The sequence below is a fragment of the Pseudomonas sp. Irchel 3F3 genome (assembly GCF_900187545.1).
In the GTDB taxonomy this organism is placed as follows: Bacteria; Pseudomonadota; Gammaproteobacteria; order Pseudomonadales; family Pseudomonadaceae; genus Aquipseudomonas; species Aquipseudomonas fortuita.
This window is the reverse complement of record NZ_FYDS01000004.1, coordinates 233,886-253,809: the sequence shown is the minus strand read 5'-3', so window position 1 is coordinate 253,809 and position 19,924 is coordinate 233,886. Positions and strand designations below refer to the sequence as shown.

The following is a 19,924-nucleotide window of genomic DNA, read 5'->3' as shown; positions in this document are numbered from 1 at the left end:
TTCCCTATCCTTGTTGGGCCAGGCCACGTTCCAGCCAGCGCTTGCTGGAGAAACTCACCGCCGCGTCCAGCACCAGCGCCAGCAGTGCGGTGCAGGCGGCACCCAGCAGCAGCTGTGGCTGGTTGTTCAGGGCGATGCCGGGGAAGATCAGGCTGCCCAGGCTGTTGGCGCCGATCAGGAATGCCAGTGGCGCGGTGCCCACGTTCAATGCCAGGGCCACACGTACACCCCCGACGATGATCGGCACGGCATTCGGTAGCTCCACCTGCCAGAGTTGCTGGCGCGGGGTCATGCCGATGCCGGTGGCGGCTTCCTTGAGCGAGGCGGGGACGTTTTTCAGGCCCTCGTAGGTGTTGCGCACGATGGGCAGGAGGGAGGCGAGGAACAGCGCGAAGATCGCAGGCCCGGCGCCTATGCCCAGGATACTGAGCGCGATGGCCAGAACGGCCAGGGGAGGGATGGTGTTGCCAACGTTGAAAAACTGCATGAAGCGTTCGGCTTTGTCGACCCGGTGCGGTCGACTGAGGGCAATGCCAGCCGGGATGCCCACGGCCAGCGCCGCCGCCATCGAAGCCAGCACCAGAACCAGGTGCGCTTGCAGGTAGAACCCAAGATCGTCGCGGTAACGCGCGATCGTGTCGATGCCGATCCAGTGGACCAGCAGGGCCAGGATGACGAGCACGGTGGCGCATCCCAACAGCCCTTTACCGTAGCGTTTAGCCACAGGCGGACTCCTTGTGTTGTCGGCGAGCACACTTCTTTTTTGCCGGCCAGTCCTGGCGGCGGTTGGTGTGTTCGCGAGTAGCAGCGTGACGCACGCCGAAGGCTGCGATCAGGCCATGAGCCGAACCCCGTCGGGCCCGAAAATGCTGATGAAACCAGTCCCCAACCGAAGCGGGTTGCAGGGGAATGGACGTCTCCGTGGGCGTAAAGGTTCCCATTTGAGGCGGCATTTGGCCAGCGTTAATCACTGGATGTCAGGAATTTTGGCGAGAAAAAACAGCAGCTTAATGCGCTGCAGGCGTTGAAATAACTGCGCTTTGGCCATTTGTCGCGATAAAGCGATTGCCAGATGTTTTTTTTGCCATTGGGCTGGCCCTGTCGCCGGCAAGCCCGCTCCCACAGGTCTGCGCAAGGCTTGAAAACAGCGCAGGTCATTGTGGGAGCGGGTTCACCCGCGAGACGCCGGCGCAACTGCCGCTGATTCAGCAGATTTTGGTCCCAGCCCAACTTCAGGTATGATATCGCCCCTTTTTGAATCCCCCAGTCAGGCGATTTCCCATGACCAACCAGGCCGCCGAAGTCGCGAAGCGCCGCACTTTCGCAATCATTTCCCACCCCGACGCCGGTAAGACCACCATCACCGAGAAGCTGCTGCTGATGGGTAAGGCCATTGCCGTCGCCGGTACCGTGAAGTCGCGCAAGTCCGACCGCCACGCCACTTCCGACTGGATGGAAATGGAGAAGCAGCGCGGCATCTCGATTACCACCTCGGTGATGCAGTTCCCGTACCGCGAGCACATGATCAACCTGCTCGACACCCCCGGCCACGAAGACTTCTCGGAAGACACCTACCGCACCCTGACCGCGGTGGACTCGGCGCTGATGGTGCTCGACGGCGGTAAAGGTGTAGAGCCGCGTACCATCGCCCTGATGGACGTCTGCCGCCTGCGTGATACGCCCATTGTCAGCTTTATCAACAAACTCGACCGTGACATCCGCGACCCGATCGAACTGCTCGACGAGATCGAAGCCGTTCTGAAGATCAAGGCTGCGCCGATCACCTGGCCGATTGGTTGCTACCGCGACTTCAAGGGCGTGTACCACCTGCGCGGTGACTACATCATTGTCTACACCCCGGGCCACGGCCATGAGCGTACCGAGGTGAAGATCATCGAGAAGCTCGACTCCGATGAAGCCCGCGCGCACCTGGGTGACGAATATGGTCGCTTCCTCGAGCAGCTTGAGCTGGTACAGGGTGCATGCCATGAGTTCGACCAGGACGAATTCATCAACGGCCAATTGACGCCCGTGTTCTTTGGTACGGCGCTGGGCAACTTCGGTGTCGACCATGTGCTCGATGCCGTAGTCGACTGGGCGCCACGCCCGCTGGCCCGGGTCGCCCACGAGCGTACCGTGGAGCCGGTGGAAGAAAAGTTCACAGGTTTCGTGTTCAAGATCCAGGCGAACATGGACCCGAAACACCGTGACCGTATCGCCTTCATGCGCATCTGTTCGGGCAAGTACGAAAAGGGCATGAAGATGCGCCACGTGCGTACCGGCAAGGACCTGCGCATCGGTGATGCGCTGACCTTCTTCTCCTCAGAGCGCGAGCAGCTGGATGAGGCCTTTGCCGGCGACATCATCGGCCTGCACAACCACGGTACCATCCAGATTGGCGACACCTTCACCGAAGGTGAGGCGCTGGGCTTCACGGGGATTCCGCACTTTGCCCCGGAACTGTTCCGCCGCGTGCGCCTGAAGGACCCGCTCAAGTCCAAGCAGCTTCGCCAGGGCCTGCAGCAGCTGGCCGAAGAAGGCGCGACCCAGGTGTTCTTCCCCGAGCGCAGCAACGACATCATCCTCGGTGCGGTGGGTGTGCTGCAGTTCGATGTGGTCGCCAGCCGCCTGAAGGAAGAGTACAAAGTCGAATGCGCCTACGAGCCGATCACCGTGTGGTCGGCGCGCTGGATCAGCTGTGACGACAAGAAGAAGCTCGAGGAATTCCAGACCAAGGCCATGGAAAACCTGGCTATCGACGGTGGCGGGCACCTGACCTACCTGGCGCCGACCCGGGTCAACCTGGCGCTGATGGAAGAGCGCTGGCCGGATGTGAAATTCCGCGCGACCCGCGAACACCATTAAGGCCTGAAATCGGGGCTGCTTTGCAGCCCTTCGCGGGCACGCCCGCTCCCACAGGGAATCACCAAACCTGGAGGTCATGGGATACCTGTGGGAGCGGGCGTGCCCGCGAAGGGCCGCTAGGCGGCCCCATTTCAATTTCCGGCTTTGATACTGGTCCAGATCCGGGTGCGAATGCGGTCGATCTTCGCTGGCATCGCCTCCAGCGCATACAACTTGCCCATCATGTCTTCGCTCGGGTAAATCATCGTATTGCCCTTCATGGCCGGCTCCACCAGCCCGTCCGCCTTCAGGTTGCCGTTGGCGTACTGCACATGGTTGCTGATGTTGGCCATGACCTCTGGCTGCAGCAGGTAGTTCATGTAGGCATACCCGGCTTTTTCGTCCGGTGCATCGGCCGGCATGGCCACCATGTCAAACCACATGGGCGCGCCTTCCTTGGGTATCGAGTAGCCCACCTTCACCCCGTTCTTCGCTTCTTCGGCACGGTTTTTCGCTTGCAGCACATCCCCCGAGAAGCCCACCACCACACAGATATCGCCATTGGCCAGGTCGCCGGTGTACTTCGATGAATGGAAGTAGCTGATGTAAGGCCGCACCTGCATCAACAGCGCCTTGGCCTTGTCGTAGTCCGCCGGGTTCTGGCTGTGGTGCGGCAGGCCCAGGTAGTGCAGGGCAATCGGCAGCAGTTCGGGGCCGTTGTCCAGCACGGCGACGCCACAGCTTTTCAGCTTGCTCATGTACTCGGGCTTGAAGATCAGGTCCCACGAATCCACCGGCGCGTTGTCGCCGAGCACCGCCTTGACCTTGTCGATGTTGTAGCCAATGCCGGTACTGCCCCACAGGTACGGGAAGCCGTACTGGTTGCCGGGGTCGTTTACCTCCAGTGCCTTGAGCAGCACCGGGTTGAGGTTTTGCCAGTTGGGCAGCTGCGACTTGTCCAGCTTCTTCAGGGCCTTGCCCTGGATCTGCCGTGCCATGAAGTGGTTGGAGGGGAACACCACATCGTAGCCGGAGTTGCCGGTCATCAGCTTGCCGTCGAGGGTTTCGTTGCTGTCGTACACATCGTAGGTGGGCACGATGCCACTGGCTTGCTGGAAGTTCTTCAGCGTGTCGGGGGCGACGTAGCTGGACCAGTTGTAGATTTTCACCGTTTCGGCGGCGTTGGCCACACTGGCGGCCAGCATCAGAGGAGCGAGAAGGAGCGTGCGCATGTCGGGTTTACCTTGCTTTGTCTGTTGTTATCGAAGGCAGGCGATCAGCGGATCAGAAGATAAGTACGTAGGTCTTGCGCACGGTCTCCTGGATGTCCCAGGTGCCTGTGCTGTTGGCCGGTAGCATCAATGCGTCTCCGGCTTCTATGACCAGGGGTTCGCCACCGTCAGGGGTGAAGGTGCAGCGGCCCTTGATGAAATGGCAGAACTCCTGTTGCACGATCTGCCGCCGCCAGCGCCCGGGGGTGCACTCCCAGATGCCGGTCTCGACGCCATCACTGCGTTCCACGCAGGTGACAGACGTTACAGCCACGGGGTCGCCAAGTGGCACCGCGACCGGGTTGGAGCTGTCGAGCACAGCGCTGTCGGTGTTCTTGAACTGGGTGATGCTCATGACCGGTGGATCCTGTGCAGTTGATAAGGGAAGTCAGTGCATGAAGCCTTCCATGAAGTCCGCAAGCGAGCTGGCCAGGCGCCGCCTCCACGGCGCGCTGGCGGGATTGGCGAGGGTGCGGTCCTCGTGGACGAAGCTTTGGATGATCGCGTTGTAGCCCAGCCAGCGGCAGGGCTCGGGCGGCCAGCTGGCCAGGCTCGAAACCGGGCGGTTGTCCAGTACCCAAGGTTGTGCCGTCAGTTCGTTGTGCTGGTTAAGGATCAGCGCGGCCAGGGTGCGCCCGCCCAGGTTGGTGGCACCGACGCCTTCGCCACCGTAGCCACCGGCCAGGGCAATGCCGCGCTGGCGGTCGCAGAGCATGTGCGGGCGGAAGCGCCGCGCCATGCCCAGGTTGCCGCCCCAGGAGTGAGTGATGCGCACATGCTTGAGCGGGGGGAACAGCTCGCTGAACAGGTAGCGGCGCAGTTCGATTTCGTGCGCTTGGAGGTTGAAGTTTTCGCGCAGGCGGCCACCGAAACGGTAACCACCGCGTGCGCCGAATACCAGGCGGTTATCGGCAGTACGCTGGCCGTAGGTGACCTGCCTGCTGCTCTCGCTGAAGGCTTGGCCCTGGCTCAGGCCGATCTGCTCCCAGGTGGCCTCCGGCAGCGGTTCGGTGGCCACCAGCAAGCTCTGCACAGGCAACTGGTGCTTGCCCAGCGGCGGCAGGCTGGCCGCATAGCCTTCAACAGCGGGCACCATCCACTGGCAGCGAATGCGCGCCAGCGGGGTGCGCACTTCGCCGGGCTGCCAATCGATTGCAGGGGTGTTTTCGTAGATCGGCACACCCAGCGCTTCGACCGCGCGCGCCAGGCCGCGCACCAGCTTGGCCGGCTGGATGGTTGCGGTGTGCGGGCTGTAGATGGCGCCAAACGCATTGCTGACCCGCAGCTGGCTGCCCAACTGCTCGGGGCGTAGCCAGCGGTAGTCATCCTCGGTCATGCCTTGGCGATACAGGTCGTCGAGGTAGGCGCGCAGGCTGCGCTCCTGCTCCGGGTAGCGTGCCGCGCAGTACAGCACACCCCCTTTGCGGTAGTCGCAGTCGATGCCTTCGCGCTGCAGCACTGCGTGTACTTCATCGGGTATGCCGTGTAGCAGGTCGATGCTGGCGCGGCGCTGTTGGGGCGACAGGGTGGCCAGCAGGCGGTCTTCGCCCAACAGGTTGCCCATCAGCCAGCCGCCATTGCGCCCAGAGGCGCCGAAACCGGCAATGTTGGCGTCGATGACCACGATGTTCAGCTGTGGCGCCTGGCGCTTGAGGTAGTAGGCGGTCCACAGGCCTGTGTAGCCGGCGCCGATAATGCACACATCCGCGTGCAGGTCTTCGCGCAGGGCCGGGCGGGCGCACAGTGGCTCGTCGAGCTGGTCCATCCACAGGCTTATCGTGCGCAGGGGTTGCATCGGGTTCGACTCCACATCCGTCAAGGTCTGTGGGCGATCCTAGTGATGTGGGCCGGCCGCTGTCTTACGTGCGTGCACGCAGGGAAAATTGCTTCAGGTAAGCCTTGGGTGTGAACCCGGTGTGTTCACGGAAGCACTTGTAGAACGCCGACAGCGAGTTGAAGCCGGCGCTGAAGGCCAGCTCATCGATCGTCGCTTCGACGCTGTCATCGTCAAGGCTGGCCATCAGGTGCTGCAGGCGGGCCTGGTTGACGTAGCGGTAGAAGCTTTGCCCCAGCACCTGGTTCAGCAGGTAGGAAATCTGGTTGCGGCTGTAGCCACTGGCGTCGGCGACTTGCTGCAGGTTCAGTTCTGCGTTCAGGTAGGGGCGCTTGCGCTGGAAGTAGTGCTCCAGGTCCTGGGCCATGGTCGACAACTGCCGGGGTGACAGGCCCAGGCGACTGGTTGCCGGGCGCGGGCCTGCGCTGGCGTGGCGGGTGCCGTTGTGGCGGACCAGCGTGGCGTATTCGTTGACCTGCCAGATAAGCCCGTCCTTGACGGTGATCGCTTCGCTGGACTTGAACGCTACCAGGCCGTCACCGCCCTGGACCGTGACCTGGTACTGGATGAACGCTGTGCAGCCGTCGACGCGGATGCGGTCGCTGTGGACGATGTCTTCGCCGGCCTCATGGGGCAGGCAGGCGCGGACGTAGTCGCGCAGCTCCTGGTAGCCGAGCACGCGGTTCTGGAAGAAGTCGTGGTACTGGATGTCAGGGTGGTAGAGCGCCATCACGCCGTCTAGATCGCGGTGCTTCCAGCACAGGTGATAGCGCAGCACCGTGTCTGCGGTAATCGGGGTGTGGGCAGGGCCATCAGGGAGCGTCATGGGTGAATGATGCCTCGTTGCCAAGTTTGCGACAAGAATGCAGAACACCTGATGCACAGGGCCCAGTCGCGCAATTTGCACGATTCAAAATTAATCCGTTTTTCCAACTTACTGTTTTTCAATGGGTTAATTTTTTGTCACAACTGGCACAGCCGCTGCAAAGGTTACTGCGCGAATGGACTTGTCGCTAACCACTTAAGGCGAAAACATCATGATCACCCCTGCCGACTATCCCGCTGTCGATTCACAAAGCCGCTCAGGTGTTTCCTGGGCTGCGATCTTCGCTGGCGCCGCTACTGCAGCTGCCTTGTCTCTGATCCTGGTGGTCCTTGGTGCAGGGCTTGGCTTTGCAGCCACTTCACCTTGGGCAGACGAGGGGGCGAGTGCAAAAGCCTTGGGCATTTCCACCATCGTATGGCTGCTGCTGACGCAGATCATCGCTTCGGGCCTGGGCGGCTACATTGCCGGCCGGCTGCGGGTGAAATGGGCCAACCTGCATGGCGATGAAGTGTATTTCCGCGATACCGCGCATGGTTTCCTGTCCTGGGCCGTAGCAACTCTGGTGGCTGCCATGTTGGTGCTGGGTGCTGCGGGCAACCTGGTGGGCGCTGGTGCCAGTGCAGCTTCGCAGGCGGCTACCGTATCGGCCGCTGCCGGTGGTGCCGCGGCGTCCGGTGACAACAACGATTCGATGGGCTATTTCGTCGATAGCCTGTTCCGTGGGGATGGCCCGGCGCCGGTCAGCGAGGATGCAGCCAATGGCGTGGCCGCACGCATCCTGGCCAAAGGCATTGCCAGCGATGGTGCGCTGCCTGCCGAAGACCGTACCTACCTGGCGCAGCTGGTGGCCCAGCGTACGCGCTTGACCCAGGCCGAAGCCGAAGCCCGTGTCGATCAGGTGATGGGCCAGGTGCAACAGCTGAAGCTGAAGGCCAAACAAGCCGCTGATACCGCCGCCAAGGTCGCTGCCTGGACAGCGCTGTGGACCTTCGTCGCGCTGCTGTGTGGCGCCTTCTTCGCCAGCCTTGCAGCGCTCTACGGTGGTCGCCGCCGTGACCAGGTGCAGTGGCTGGAAGGCGAATACGTAGCCCATCGCACCATTCAACGTTAAGCAAGGAGAACTGACATGCGCTCGATACTGCTCTGGATGCTTGGTGTACCGATCCCGGTCATCATCCTGATTGCCATTTTCATGCATTGACCGAGAGGGCCGCTTTGCGGCCCATTCGCAGCACAAGGCTGCTCCTACAGACGACCGCGATATCCCCTGTTATCGCGGTCCCTTGTAGGTGCAGCCTTGTGCTGCGAATGGGGCGCAGAGCGCCCCCGGTCATCTACAGGAACTGCTCGGCATAGTGGCAAGCCACCTGCCGGCTACTCACCTGCCGCAACGCCGGCACCTCCTTGGCACAGCGTTCCGTCGCATACGGGCAGCGCTTGTGAAACGCACACCCATCTGGCGGGTTCAACGGGTTGGGCAGCTCCCCGACAATGCGGATCTTCGGCTTCAGCGGATCCGGGTGAATGGCAGGTGTTGCCGACAGCAGCGCCTGGGTATAGGGATGCAGCGGCCGCTCGTAAATATCCATTTTCGGCCCCATCTCTGCCGGTCGCCCCAGGTACATCACCAGTACGTGATCGGCCACATGCCGCACCACCGCCAGGTTGTGCGAGATGAACACGTAGGCGGTGTTGAACTCCTTCTGCAAATCCATGAACAGGTTCAGTACCTGCGCCTGGATCGACACATCCAATGCCGAGGTCGGCTCGTCCGCCACCAGCACTTTTGGCTGCAGCATCATCGCTCGGGCCAAGGCGATACGCTGGCGCTGGCCACCAGAGAACATATGTGGATAGCGCTGGTAATGCTCGGGGCGCAGGCCCACCTGCTCCATCATTTTTTGCACTTTCTCGCGCCGTTCGGCTTTGCTCAGCGAGGTGTTGATCAGCAGCGGCTCGGCCAGCTGGTCACCAATTTTCTGCCGTGGGTTGAGCGAGGCGTAGGGGCTCTGGAACACCATCTGCACGTCGCGCCGCAGTTGCTTGCGCTCAGCCTTGCTGGCGCCGTTCACCTCGGTGCCGGCAATTTGCAGCGAGCCGGACGACGGCTCTTCGATCAGGGTCAGGGCGCGGGCCAGGGTGGACTTGCCGCAGCCCGACTCGCCGACCACCGCCAGGGTCTTGCCGGCTTCCAGTTCGAACGATACGCCATTCAGCGCACGGACCAGGGCGTGCCCTTTGAACAGGCCGCGGGAGACTTCGTAATGCCGGGTAAGCTCGCGCGCAGATAGAACGACGGCCATCACGCCACCTCCTGGTTCAACGGGTAGAAACAACGCACCAGGCTGTGAGCCTGGGGATCGAGGGGAGGGCGCTGGCGCCGACAGTTGTCCTGCACATAGGGGCAGCGCGGCGACAACAGGCAGCCGACGGGGCGGTCGTAGCGGCCAGGGACGATGCCAGGCAGGGTGGCCAGGCGCTCGGCGCCGATGCTGTGCTCGGGGATCGCCGCCAGCAGGGCTTCGCTGTAGGGGTGGGCGGGCACGTCGAACAGCGTCGGCACCTGGCCCACCTCGACGGCTTCGCCTGCGTACATCACGCATACCCGCTTGGCCGTTTCGGCGACCACGGCGAGGTCGTGGGTGATCAGGATGAGCGCCATGTTGCGCTCCTTCTGCAGGTTGACCAGCAGCTCCATGATCTGCGCCTGGATGGTCACGTCCAGTGCGGTGGTCGGCTCGTCGGCGATCAGCAGCTTGGGCTCGCCGGCAATGGCCATGGCAATCGCCACACGCTGGCTCATGCCGCCAGACAGCTGATGCGGATAGGCATCCAGGCGGCTTTGCGCAGCTGGGATCTCGACCTTTTTCAACAGCTCAAGGGCACGCTGGCGCGCGGCCTTGCCCGTCAGGCCCAGGTGCTGGCGCAGCACTTCTTCGATCTGGTAGCCCACGGTATAGCTGGGGTTGAGGGCGGTCATCGGGTCCTGGAAGACCATGGCGATGTCCTTGCCCACCACCTTGCGCCGCTGGCGGCCGCTGAGCTTGAGCATGTCGGTGCCGTCGAAACGGAGGGCATCGGCGGTGATGCGCCCGGGGGCGTCGATCAGGCCCATCAAGGCCATCATGGTCACGGATTTGCCCGAGCCGGATTCGCCGACGATGGCCAGGATCTCGCCAGCCTCCACCGACAGGTCCAGGCCATCGACGACAGGTACGGCATTGGCGTCGCCGAAGCGCACGTTCAGGTTGTTGATCTGCAACAGTGACATGGCGTTCTCCTCAGGCGGCGTTCTTGAGTTTCGGGTCCAGCGCATCGCGCAGGCCGTCGCCCATCAGGTTGATTGCCAGCACACTAAGCAGAATGGTCAGGCCGGGCAGGCTCACCACCCACCAGGCGCGCTCGATATAGTCACGGGCCGAAGCCAGCATGGTGCCCCACTCCGGGGTGGGTGGTTGCACGCCCAGGCCCAAGAAGCCCAACGCGGCAGCATCGAGGATCGCTGAAGAGAAGCTGAGGGTAGCCTGCACGATCAGTGGCGCCATGCAGTTGGGCAGCACGGTGACGAACATCAGCCGTGGCAGCCCGGCACCCGCCAGGCGTGCGGCGGTGACGTAGTCGCGGTTCAGTTCAACCATTACCGCAGCCCGGGTCAGGCGCACGTAGGAGGGCAGTGAGACGATGGCGATGGCGATTACCGTGTTGATCAGGCCTGGGCCGAGGATGGCGACGATGGCCACGGCCAGCAGCAGGGAGGGCAGGGCCAGCATCACATCCATCAGGCGCATGATCGATGGGCCGAGGATGTGCGGGAAGAAGCCGGCCAGCAGGCCCAGCAGGATGCCCGGGATCAGCGACATCACCACCGACGACAGGCCGATCAGCAGCGACAGCCGCGCCCCCTGTATCAGGCGCGAAAGCAGGTCGCGGCCCAGTTCGTCGGTGCCGAGGATGAACTGCCAGGTGCCGCCTTCCAGCCATACCGGCGGGGTCAGCAGGAAGTCGCGGTACTGCTCGCTCGGGTCATGCGGGGCGACCCACGGCGCGAACAGTGCACAGAACACCACCAGGCACATGAAGGCCAGGCCCATCACTGCGCCTTTGTTGCGCGCAAAGGCTTGCCAGAATTCTTTGTACGGCGAGGGGTAGAGCAGGCTCTGGTCCACCGGGCTGGCCGGCGACACGGATTTTGCAATCGGGCTAGTCATGGCGAAGGCCTCAGCGCTGATGACGGATGCGTGGGTTGGCCAGGCCGTAGAGGATGTCCACGACGAAGTTGACCAGGATTACCAGGCAGGCGATCAACAGGATGCCGTTCTGGACCACGGGGTAGTCACGGGCACCGATGGCTTCGATCAGCCACTTGCCGATGCCCGGCCAGGAAAAGATGGTTTCGGTCAGCACCGCACCGGCCAGCAGCGTGCCGACCTGCAGGCCGAACACGGTCAGCACCGGAATCAAGGCATTGCGCAGGCCGTGCACGAACACCACGCGGGCCGGCGACAGGCCTTTGGCGCGGGCGGTGCGGATGTAGTCTTCGCGCAGTACTTCAAGCATCGACGAACGGGTCATGCGGGCGATGACTGCCAGCGGGATGGTACCCAGCACGATGGCCGGCAGGATCAGGTGCATCACCGCGTCCTTGAAGGCGCCTTCTTCGTCGCTGAGCAGGGTATCGATGAGCATGAAGCCGGTTTTCGGCTCAATGTCGTAGAGCAGGTCGATGCGCCCGGACACTGGGGTCCAGCCCAGGCTCACCGAGAAGAACATGATCAGGATCAGGCCCCACCAGAAGATCGGCATCGAGTAGCCGGCCAGGGAAATGCCCATCACCCCGTGGTCGAACAATGAACCGCGCTTGAGCGCGGCGATCACCCCGGCCAGCAGGCCGACGATACCGGCGAACAGCAGGGCGGCGAAGGCCAGCTCCAGGGTGGCCGGGAACAGGGTGAGAAACTCGGTCCACACGCTTTCGCGGGTGCGCAGCGATTCGCCGAGGTCACCCTGGGCCAGCTTGCCGACATAGTCCAGGTACTGGACCGGCAGTGGCTTGTTCAGGCCCAGGCGCTCCATGGCCTGGGCGTGCATTTCGGGATCGACCCTGCGCTCGCCCATCATGACTTCCACCGGGTCGCCGGGGATCAGGCGTATGAGCGCAAAGGTCAGCAAGGTGATGCCGAAAAAGGTCGGTATCAGCAGGCCAAGGCGCCGGGCAATAAAACTCAACATTGTCGGGGTTACCTCATCAGGCCGCGGGGCGATCAGCCCGGTACGGCAATGCCGCCGGTCCCCGTGTGGGTTGCCGGCGGTCGTTGTTGTTCTACTTCACCTTGGTGGTGGCGAAGTTATTGTTGGTCAGAGGGCTGATCACGTAGCCCTCCACGTTGTCACGCATGGCGGTGAACATCTTTGGATGGGCCATGCTGATCCAGGGTTGGTCGTCATCGTACACCTTCAATGCCTCGCTATAGAGCCTTGCGCGCTCGTCGTTGTCGACCACCTCGCGGGCACGGGTGATCAGCTCCTGGAATTTCGAGTTGCACCAGCGGGCGTAGTTCTCGCCGGTTTTGGCGGCGTCGCAACTGAGCAGCGGGGTGAGGAAGTTGTCGGGGTCGCCGTTGTCGCCAGCCCAGCCGGTGGACACGAGGTCGGCCTCGCCATTTTTTGCACGGCGCAGCATTTCGGCCCATTCCATCACGCGGATATCCAGCTGCAGGCCGATCTGCTTCAGGTCGGCCTGCAGCATCTCGGCCGACAGGCGCGGGTTAGGGTTGGTCATGCCACCGCCGTTGCGGGTAAACAGTGTGATCACCGTGCCTTCCGGTACGCCAGCTTCCTTGAGCAGGGCGCGTGCCTTTGCGAGGTCGCGGGGCGGGTTCTGGTTGGCGGTGTTGAAGCCAGGCATGGTCGGTGGGTAGGGGTTCACACCCACCAGCGCGTTGCCTTTGCCGAACAGCTGGTCGACATGAGTCTGCCGATCGAACGCCATATTGATGGCTTTGCGCACGCGTACATCGCTGAGGTATTTGTGCTCGGTATTCATGGCGATGTAGCCGGTGACAAGCGCTTCGATTTCGGCGACCTTGAGTTTCGGGTCGGCCTTGATCGATGGCACGTCATCCGGCTTGGGGTACAACGCGACCTGGCATTCGTTGGCGCGCAGCTTCTGCAGGCGCACGTTGCTGTCGGTGGCGATGGCGAACACCAGCGCGTCGGCCGGCGGTTTGCCGCGGAAGTAGTCTGGGTTGGGTTTGAAGCGGACCTGCGCATCCTTGTTGTAACGCTGGAAGATGAACGGGCCGGTGCCGACCGGCTTGCTGTTCAGCTCGGCGGTTTTACCGGCCCTGAGCAACTGGTCACCGTACTCGGCGGAGTAGATCGAGGTGAAGCCCATGGCCATGTCATGCAGGAACGGTGCTTCCGGCCGGGCCAGGGTGATCACCACGGTGTGGTCGTCGGTCTTGATCACCGATTTGAGCAGCTGCTTGAAGGCCATGCTTTCAAAATACGGGTAGCCGACGCTGGTTTTGTCGTGCCATGGGTGGTGCGGGTCAAGCTGGCGGTTGAGGCTCCACAACACATCGTCGGCGTTGAAGTCGCGGGTCGGCTCGAAGTAGTCGGTGGTGTGGAACTTCACCCCTTGGCGCAGATGGAAGGTGTAGGTCAGCCCGTCTGGCGATATGTCCCAGCGCTCGGCCAGTGCCGGCTGGACGTCGGTGGTGCCTGGTTTGAAGTCGACCAGGCGGTTGAACAGTGTCTCGGACGTCGCATCAAGTGTGACCGCGGTGGTGTACTGGACAACGTCGAACCCTTCCGGGCTGGCCTCGGTACAGACCACCAGCGGTTTGGCTGCCAGCTGCGTTGCGCTGCCTAGCACCAGCGTGGCGAGGGCAAGGCGTAACGGTAGCGATTTGATGAAAGCTCTCTGCATGGGTTGAACACTCCCTGCTTTTGCATTGATTCCAGCGTAGCCGCCACGGCCCGCTGCGAAGGGGACCGTGGCGCCAGCGGTCAAAGAATGTTGAATGGAATGGTGGTAACTACCCGGAACTCGTCCAGGCTGCCGTCACCCTGTGCCTTGCTGGCGCGGTGGGTGGTGTAGGTCGCGCGGATGCTGGTGTCTCTCAGCGGCCCGCTCTGCACCGCGTAGCTGGTGCCGATGCCCCACTCGTAGTGGGTTTCGCCGTTCAGGCCATTCACGTCGTAGGCGGTGCCGCGGTAGTGAGTCCCGTCAATGCCCCAGCCGCGTGCGTTGTACAGGTTGAACTTCAGCCCTGGCACGCCGTAGGGCGCCATGTTCAATACATAGGAAAGCTGCAGCGACTTCTCGTTGGGGCCGTTGAAGTCCGACAACAACGAGTTGGCCAGGTAGATGCCGTTGGTTTCGTGCAGGTAGTCGAAGTATTCGTTGCCGTTCACCTGCTGCCACGAGGCGCTGAGGGTATGGGCCTGGTGGGTCAGGCCGAGCGACAGGCTGTAGGTGTCGTTGTCGATCTTGCCCATTTTCCGGCTGCCGGCATCGACGGTCTTGTAGTAGTTAAGGCCGGTGCTCAGGCTGAGCACTGCGCTGTCGCCGAGCACGTGGTTGGCGCCGAAGTAGTACTGGTTCCAGAAGTCGTCTACCTGGGTGGCATACAGGCTGGTACTCAGGCTTTTGAACGGCTGGTAATTGATGCCGGCAGTGCTGGCGCGGTCGGTTTCCACGCCGGTGGCGCCGTATTCGCTGCGAAACTTGCTAAGGCTTTGTTCGGTGCGTGGCGAAACGCGGTCGAAAGTGCCCAGATCGAGGCTCAGGTTGTCGAACTCGGCGCTGTGCAGGAACGCGCCCTGGAAGCTCGATGGCAGGGCGCGGTTGCCGATGTAGGCGATCATGGGCGTGTCCACCGACTGGCGGCCAAGGGTAAGGGTGGTGTTGGACACGCGCGCCTTGATGTTGCCCAGGCCCAGTTTGCTCCACTGGCCGACGGGGTCGCCATCGCTGTGGGTGAGGGTGCGGTTGTTGGGGCCGGCAATCGCTTCGCGGCTCTGCTGCAGGGCGATGGCGTTATAGCCAGCGGCCTCGACAGCGAAACCCACGGTGCCTTGGGTGAAACCGGAGCTGTAGTTGAGGATGGTGCCCTGCAGCCAGTTTTCCCGGCTGTGGGTGGGGTGGCGGGTGCCGTCGCTCTTGTAGTACTTCCACAGCGGGGCGCGTGCAGCGCGTTCGCGGGCGTACCAGTTGCGGGTGCTGCCGGACAGGCTCTGGCCGTCGATGAAGCCGCTGGCTTGCGCCTGCGCGCTGCTGCCTTTGAGGGTGAGCGGAATGTAGTCCTGGCTTTGCGGATCGGCCTGGGCCACGGTGGAAAATGCACTGATGGATAAGGCCAGTGCGCTCAGGGTTGGTACTTTCAAGGTTGAAGCTCCCATTGCTTTCTAGTTATTGCCGGCCTTGTGGGCCGGGTTTTTTGCTGCGGTGTTGCCAGAGTTGCCCGGGGTCGCCGGGCTAAAAGGGGGCGTTGTGTTGCCTGTGCTGGCCTTTTGGCGGGCAAGCCCGCTCCCACAGATAGGGCGCAAGGTCCGAACCTGTAGAGATCCTGCGGGAGCGGGCTTGCCCGCGAAGAGGCCGGTATTGGCTAACGCTTAATCAACACTCACACCGGAAAAATCATTGCGCCCAAACGGGCTGACCTTGAACTCAGAAACCTTGATGCTGAGCGGCTGGTTAACTGTGGAATGCGCCACCGGCGTAATCGGCACCTGCTGTTTGAGCCGTTGCTGGGCCTGCCGGTACAGCGCACTGCGCTGCGGTTGGTCTGTGACCTGCTTGGCCTGCTTGACCAGGCTGTCGTACTGCGGGTCGCACCACAGCGAGTAGTTGTTGCTGCCGATGGCATCGCAGCTGTAGAGGGTGCCTAGCCAGTTGTCCGGGTCACCGTTGTCGCCGGTCCAGCCAATCAGGGCGATGTCGTGCTCGCCGCTTTTCATGCGCTTGAGGTACTCGCCCCATTCGTAACTGACGATGCGCACCTTGAACCCGAGTTTGTTCCAGTCTGCCTGGAGCATTTCGGCCATCAGCTTGGCGTTGGGGTTGTAAGGGCGTTGCACCGGCATGGCCCAAAGGGTGACTTCGGTGCCAGGTTTGACGCCGGCCTGCTGCAGCAGCTGCCTGGCCTTTTGCGGGTCGTAGGGCGCGTCTTTGAGGCTTTCGTCATAGGACCACTGGGTCGGTGGCATGGCGTTGACTGCCAGTTGGCCGGAATCCTGATACACCGCCTGGAGTATGGCCTTCTTGTTCACAGCCATGTCCATCGCCTGGCGCACCTCCAGCCGGTCGAACGGTGGGTGCTGGGTGTTGTAGGCGATGTAGCCGAGGTTGAAGCCTGGTTGCTGCAATACCCGCAGCGAGCTGTCGGCCTTGAGCGCTGGCAGGTCGGCCGGGCGAGGGTGCAGGGTGACCTGGCATTCGTTGCGGCGCAGTTTCTGGATGCGTACCGAAGGGTCGATGTTGATCGAGAACACCAGGTTGTCGATTTTCACCTCATCCGGCGCCCAGTACTCCTTGTTGCCTTTGTAGCGGATCTGCGAATCCTTCTGATAACGCTGGAACACGAACGGCCCGGTGCCGATGGGCTGCTGGTTGATGTCGCTCGGTCTTGCGCTGGCCATCAGTTGCCCGGCGTATTCGGCGGAGAGGATGGAGGCGAAGCTCATGGCCAGGTTCTGGATGAACGCGGCATCGACCGTGTTCAGGGTGAATGCCACAGTCAGCGGGTCGATCTTCTCGACATGGGCGATGTTCTTGTCCAGGCCCATGCTGATGAAGTAAGGAAATTCGGTAGGGTAGGCCTGGCGGAACGGGTGGCCTTTGTCGAGCATGCGGTTGAAGGTGAACAGCACATCGTCGGCGTTGAAATCGCGGCTTGGGGAGAAGGCCTTGTTGCTGTGGAACTTCACCCCTTCACGCAGGTGGAAGGTATAGCGCAAGCCATCGTCGGATACTTCCCAGCGGGTTGCCAGGGCAGGGTGCACGGCAGTACCACCACGCTCGAACTCGACCAGGCGGTTGTAGATCGGCTCGGCGGCATCGTTGTCGGTGGCGCTGGTGTACTGGGCGGTGTCGAAGCCGGCGGGGCTGCCCTCGGAGCAAAACACCAGGTTGTTCGCCAACAGGGCCGGGGATTGGCTCATCAGGCCCAGGGCCAGCAAGGTTGAAAGACGGGTCGCGTGACGCATGGCAAGTCCTTTTTCAGCTGTTTGCGCCGCCTCGGGGTGCGAATGGCGGCAACAGTTCGCCCACCCCGCAGCGGATAGCCGCGGGACGACATGAAGAGGGGGAAGGGGGCAAGGCACCCGCCAGACGGCGGGTGCTGGAGTTACCCTATTTGTCCACGCTTACGCCATAGAAGGCGTTCAGCGCAAACGGGCTGATCTTGAAGTCCTTCACTTTGGCGCTCATGGGCTGATACACGGTGGAGTGGGCGATCGGGGTAATCGGCACCTGCTCCTTGAGAATGTGCTGCGCCTGCTGGTACAGCTCGGTGCGCTTGGCCTGGTCGGAGGTGGCCTTGGCCTGCTTGATCAGGTCGTCGTAGGGCTTGTAGCACCACTTGGAGAAGTTGTTGCCGTCGACGGCATCGCAGCCGTAAAGGGTGCCCAGCCAGTTGTCCGGGTCACCGTTGTCGCCGCTCCAGCCAATCAGCATGGCGCCTTGTTCGCCACCTTTGGAGCGTTTGATGTACTCGCCCCATTCATAGCTGACGATTTTGGCCTTGATGCCGATCTTGGCCCAGTCGGATTGCAGCATTTCGGCCATCAGCTTGGCATTGGGGTTGTATGGGCGTTGCACGGGCATGGCCCACAGGGTGATCTCGGTGCCTTCCTTGATGCCGGCTTCCTTGAGCAGCTGTTTAGCTTTTTCGGGGTCGAAGGGGGCGTCCTTTATGCTGTCGTCATACGACCACTGGGTCGGCGGCATGGCATTGACTGCCAACTGGCCGGCGCCCTGGTAGACCGACTCGATGATCTTCTTCTTGTCCACCGCCATGTCCAGCGCCTGGCGCACTTTCAGCTGAGCCATGGGGTTGGGCTCGTTGCTGCCCTTGATCTTGTCCATCACGTTGTAGGCGATGTAGCCCAGGTTGAACCCGGCTTGCTGGGGCATCTGCAGGTGCTTGTCGGCCTTTAGCGGCTCGATGTCGGCCGGCCGCGGGAACAGGGTGACCTGGCACTCGTTCTTCTTCAGTTTTTGCATGCGTACCGAGGCATCGGTGGTGATGGCGAAGATCAGGTTATCGATCTTCACGTCCTCGGGCTGCCAGTAGTCCTTGTTGCCCTTGAAGCGAATCTGCGCGTCCTTCTGGTACTTGCTGAACACGAACGGGCCGGTGCCGATCGGCTTCTGGTTGATGTCGGCGGCCTTGCCGTTCTTGAGCAATTGGTCGGCGTACTCGGCGGACTGGATGGAAGCGAAGCTCATGGCCAGGTTCTGGATGAACGCAGCGTCGACCTCGTTAAGGGTGAACTTCACCGTGTGCTCGTCCAGCTTTTCCACCTTGGCGATGTTCTTGTCCATGCCCATGTCGGTGAAATACGGGAACTCGGTAGGGTAGGCCTTGCGGAACGGCTGATCCTTGTCGAGCATGCGGTTGAAGGTGAACAGCACATCGTCGGCGTTGAAGGGCCGGCTGGGCTTGAAGTAGTCGGTGGTATGGAACTTGACGCCTTCGCGCAGGTGGAAGGTGTAGGTCTTGCCGTCGTCGGACACTTCCCACTTGGTCGCCAGGCCCGGGATAACTGCAGTACCGCCTCGTTCGAACTGGGTCAAGCGGTTGAACACGGTCTCTGCCGAGGCGTCGAAGTCGGTCCCGGTGGTGTACTGGCCCGGGTCAAAACCGGCCGGGCTGCCCTCTGAGCAAAACACCAGGTTGGACGCGGCCAGGACCGACGGCGCGCCGGTGAGCAAGCCTGCGCCAAGCAGGAACGGAATGACTGCGTGTTTGAGCATGGTGGCCTCATTGTTGTCATTTTTTGGATGAGGTGGCCTCGTGAGCCGACCTGAGGATACTTATGCAGGGGGTGTTCCCAATGCAACAGGTATAAGGATAGTTGGCGCCGGAAAAGTGGTACGGGCGTACATGGATGTCGCATCAGTATAACTTTAGGCGAAGTTAAACGTTTGCGCAGGCAAAATGATGGCATTTTGCGCGATGTTTCTAGGCGGTGATAAACGTAGGACGCACCTGGGTGTTGCGTAGGAAATGTCTGAAAAGCAGATTCAAGCGGCAAGCAGCAAGCCACAGCAGACCGGGTTCACAGTCAACTTGAAGCTTGCCGCTTGAAGCTCGTGGCTGTCAGGGCATTTGCACTTCGATCAGGCCATCAGCATTCATGCTCACTTCGCTGGTGCCCGCCTCGATATCCGGCGCTGGCGCTGCTTCGTCGGCCCCCATGGCTTTCATCGCCATTGGCGCACTGCGCAGGTACGGGCGCGGGTAACCGCTGCTGTTGAGGTTCAGGCTGACCACTTTGTAGCCCTTGCCGCCCAGCGCCTCGGTGGCCAGTTGAGCACGCGCCTTGAAGGCATCGACGGCGTCCTTGAGCAATGCATCCTCACTGGCCTTGCGTGTGGCCGGTGCGATGGAGAAGTCCATGCCGCCCATTTTCAGCTCTTGCAGCAGGTCGGCTGTGAGCTGGGACAGGGCCGGGAAGTTGTCGCTTTCCAGGCGCAGCTCGGCGCGCTCGCGCCAGCCGGTAATCTTCTGGCCCTTGCTGTCATACACCGGGTAGCTGTTGCGGCTGCCTTGGCTGATCTTCACGTCCTTGACCTGTCGCGACTGCTGCACGGCCTTGTTCATGGTTTCGGTGATCTGCTTGGCCAGCTTGCCCGGGTCGCTGTTCTGCGCTTCGCTGTACAGGGTCACGACCATCAGGTCGCGCGGCACTTCCTTGCTCACTTCAGCGCGCAGCGATACCTGGTTGTAACGTGGCTCATCGGCAGCCAGCGCAGGCAGGCTGGCGAGCAAGCCGCAGGACAGAATCAGGGCGGCGCCGCGACGTGGGATTTGCATGTGGTACTCCTTGGCAATAAAAGGCGTGGGGTTTGGCCATCATTCCACGCATGGCCCATCAGACCGGCAACAGTGTAGTGGGTTCAAAAGTGCCATCATGAAC

16 protein-coding genes are annotated in these 19,924 nt (G+C 62.0%); 2 read left to right on the top strand and 14 right to left on the bottom strand.

Annotation, left to right across the window (positions count from 1 at the left end):
- Positions 1–4 precede the first annotated feature (4 nt).
- On the bottom strand, positions 5–724 hold the full coding sequence (locus CKW35_RS09915) for an ABC transporter permease (RefSeq protein WP_016484996.1): 720 nt from the start codon (positions 722–724) through the stop codon (positions 5–7).
- Positions 725–1,281: 557 nt separating this feature from the next.
- Between CKW35_RS09915 and CKW35_RS09910 the strand changes: the two genes are divergently transcribed.
- Positions 1,282–2,865 carry a peptide chain release factor 3 gene (locus CKW35_RS09910; RefSeq protein WP_060517631.1) on the top strand — a complete coding sequence of 528 codons (1,584 nt, stop codon included), beginning with the start codon at positions 1,282–1,284 and terminating at the stop codon, positions 2,863–2,865.
- 131 nt (positions 2,866–2,996) lie between these two features.
- On the opposite strand, the gene CKW35_RS09905 is transcribed toward CKW35_RS09910, so the two are convergent.
- The 4 genes from CKW35_RS09905 to CKW35_RS09890 all read right to left on the bottom strand — a co-directional run bounded on the left by CKW35_RS09905 (position 2,997) and on the right by CKW35_RS09890 (position 6,775).
- A complete protein-coding gene (locus tag CKW35_RS09905) occupies positions 2,997–4,076 on the bottom strand; it encodes a polyamine ABC transporter substrate-binding protein (RefSeq protein ID WP_060517629.1) in 1,080 nt (359 codons plus the stop codon).
- A gap of 52 nt (positions 4,077–4,128) precedes the next feature.
- Positions 4,129–4,470, bottom strand: a complete 342-nt coding sequence (locus CKW35_RS09900; RefSeq protein ID WP_016484999.1) for a cupin domain-containing protein — start codon at positions 4,468–4,470, stop codon at positions 4,129–4,131.
- A 33-nt stretch (positions 4,471–4,503) separates the two neighbouring features.
- Entirely contained in the window at positions 4,504–5,910 is a 1,407-nt protein-coding gene (locus tag CKW35_RS09895) for an FAD-binding oxidoreductase (protein WP_024717617.1), read from the bottom strand.
- Between the two features lie 64 nt (positions 5,911–5,974).
- The gene (locus CKW35_RS09890; RefSeq protein ID WP_095115805.1) at positions 5,975–6,775 is read right to left on the bottom strand and encodes an AraC family transcriptional regulator; all 801 of its coding nucleotides are present in this window, start codon (positions 6,773–6,775) and stop codon (positions 5,975–5,977) included.
- Between the two features lie 211 nt (positions 6,776–6,986).
- On the opposite strand from CKW35_RS09890, the gene CKW35_RS09885 reads away from it, so the two are divergent.
- A complete protein-coding gene (locus tag CKW35_RS09885; protein WP_016485002.1) occupies positions 6,987–7,886 on the top strand; it encodes a hypothetical protein in 900 nt (299 codons plus the stop codon).
- Between the two features lie 223 nt (positions 7,887–8,109).
- On the opposite strand, the gene CKW35_RS09880 is transcribed toward CKW35_RS09885, so the two are convergent.
- The 9 genes from CKW35_RS09880 to CKW35_RS09840 form a co-directional block, all read right to left on the bottom strand.
- Positions 8,110–9,078, bottom strand: a complete 969-nt coding sequence (locus tag CKW35_RS09880; RefSeq protein ID WP_095115803.1) for a peptide ABC transporter ATP-binding protein — start codon at positions 9,076–9,078, stop codon at positions 8,110–8,112.
- Entirely contained in the window at positions 9,078–10,046 is a 969-nt protein-coding gene (locus CKW35_RS09875; RefSeq protein WP_070086796.1) for an ABC transporter ATP-binding protein, read from the bottom strand. Before CKW35_RS09875 ends, CKW35_RS09880 begins: the two co-directional genes overlap by 1 nt.
- A gap of 10 nt (positions 10,047–10,056) precedes the next feature.
- Entirely contained in the window at positions 10,057–10,983 is a 927-nt protein-coding gene (locus CKW35_RS09870) for an ABC transporter permease subunit (protein WP_016485005.1), read from the bottom strand.
- A gap of 10 nt (positions 10,984–10,993) precedes the next feature.
- Positions 10,994–12,004, bottom strand: a complete 1,011-nt coding sequence (locus CKW35_RS09865; protein WP_016485006.1) for an ABC transporter permease subunit — start codon at positions 12,002–12,004, stop codon at positions 10,994–10,996.
- A 91-nt stretch (positions 12,005–12,095) separates the two neighbouring features.
- Positions 12,096–13,706 carry an ABC transporter substrate-binding protein gene (locus tag CKW35_RS09860; protein ID WP_095115801.1) on the bottom strand — a complete coding sequence of 537 codons (1,611 nt, stop codon included), beginning with the start codon at positions 13,704–13,706 and terminating at the stop codon, positions 12,096–12,098.
- A gap of 80 nt (positions 13,707–13,786) precedes the next feature.
- Complete coding sequence (locus tag CKW35_RS09855; protein WP_060517632.1) at positions 13,787–15,166, bottom strand: OprD family porin; 1,380 nt, start codon at positions 15,164–15,166, stop codon at positions 13,787–13,789.
- 228 nt (positions 15,167–15,394) lie between these two features.
- Positions 15,395–16,987 carry an ABC transporter substrate-binding protein gene (locus tag CKW35_RS09850; protein WP_060517620.1) on the bottom strand — a complete coding sequence of 531 codons (1,593 nt, stop codon included), beginning with the start codon at positions 16,985–16,987 and terminating at the stop codon, positions 15,395–15,397.
- A gap of 145 nt (positions 16,988–17,132) precedes the next feature.
- Positions 17,133–18,758: an ABC transporter substrate-binding protein gene (locus CKW35_RS09845; protein WP_095115799.1), complete on the bottom strand. Its 1,626-nt coding sequence runs from the start codon at positions 18,756–18,758 to the stop codon at positions 17,133–17,135.
- A gap of 346 nt (positions 18,759–19,104) precedes the next feature.
- Positions 19,105–19,821: an SIMPL domain-containing protein gene (locus CKW35_RS09840; protein ID WP_016485011.1), complete on the bottom strand. Its 717-nt coding sequence runs from the start codon at positions 19,819–19,821 to the stop codon at positions 19,105–19,107.
- Positions 19,822–19,924: the final 103 nt, after the last annotated feature.

Excerpts from the sequence above, each read along its gene's own strand:
- CKW35_RS09910 (WP_060517631.1), top strand. The coding sequence starts at position 1,282 with ATGACCAACCAGGCCGCCGAAGTCGCGAAGCGCCGCACTTTCGCAATC.
- CKW35_RS09905 (WP_060517629.1), bottom strand. The coding sequence starts at position 4,076 with ATGCGCACGCTCCTTCTCGCTCCTCTGATGCTGGCCGCCAGTGTGGCC.
- CKW35_RS09900 (WP_016484999.1), bottom strand. The coding sequence starts at position 4,470 with ATGAGCATCACCCAGTTCAAGAACACCGACAGCGCTGTGCTCGACAGC.
- CKW35_RS09895 (WP_024717617.1), bottom strand. The coding sequence starts at position 5,910 with ATGCAACCCCTGCGCACGATAAGCCTGTGGATGGACCAGCTCGACGAG.
- CKW35_RS09890 (WP_095115805.1), bottom strand. The coding sequence starts at position 6,775 with ATGACGCTCCCTGATGGCCCTGCCCACACCCCGATTACCGCAGACACG.
- CKW35_RS09885 (WP_016485002.1), top strand. The coding sequence starts at position 6,987 with ATGATCACCCCTGCCGACTATCCCGCTGTCGATTCACAAAGCCGCTCA.
- CKW35_RS09880 (WP_095115803.1), bottom strand. The coding sequence starts at position 9,078 with ATGGCCGTCGTTCTATCTGCGCGCGAGCTTACCCGGCATTACGAAGTC.
- CKW35_RS09875 (WP_070086796.1), bottom strand. The coding sequence starts at position 10,046 with ATGTCACTGTTGCAGATCAACAACCTGAACGTGCGCTTCGGCGACGCC.
- CKW35_RS09870 (WP_016485005.1), bottom strand. The coding sequence starts at position 10,983 with ATGACTAGCCCGATTGCAAAATCCGTGTCGCCGGCCAGCCCGGTGGAC.
- CKW35_RS09865 (WP_016485006.1), bottom strand. The coding sequence starts at position 12,004 with ATGTTGAGTTTTATTGCCCGGCGCCTTGGCCTGCTGATACCGACCTTT.
- CKW35_RS09860 (WP_095115801.1), bottom strand. The coding sequence starts at position 13,706 with ATGCAGAGAGCTTTCATCAAATCGCTACCGTTACGCCTTGCCCTCGCC.
- CKW35_RS09850 (WP_060517620.1), bottom strand. The coding sequence starts at position 16,987 with ATGCGTCACGCGACCCGTCTTTCAACCTTGCTGGCCCTGGGCCTGATG.
- CKW35_RS09845 (WP_095115799.1), bottom strand. The coding sequence starts at position 18,758 with ATGCTCAAACACGCAGTCATTCCGTTCCTGCTTGGCGCAGGCTTGCTC.
- CKW35_RS09840 (WP_016485011.1), bottom strand. The coding sequence starts at position 19,821 with ATGCAAATCCCACGTCGCGGCGCCGCCCTGATTCTGTCCTGCGGCTTG.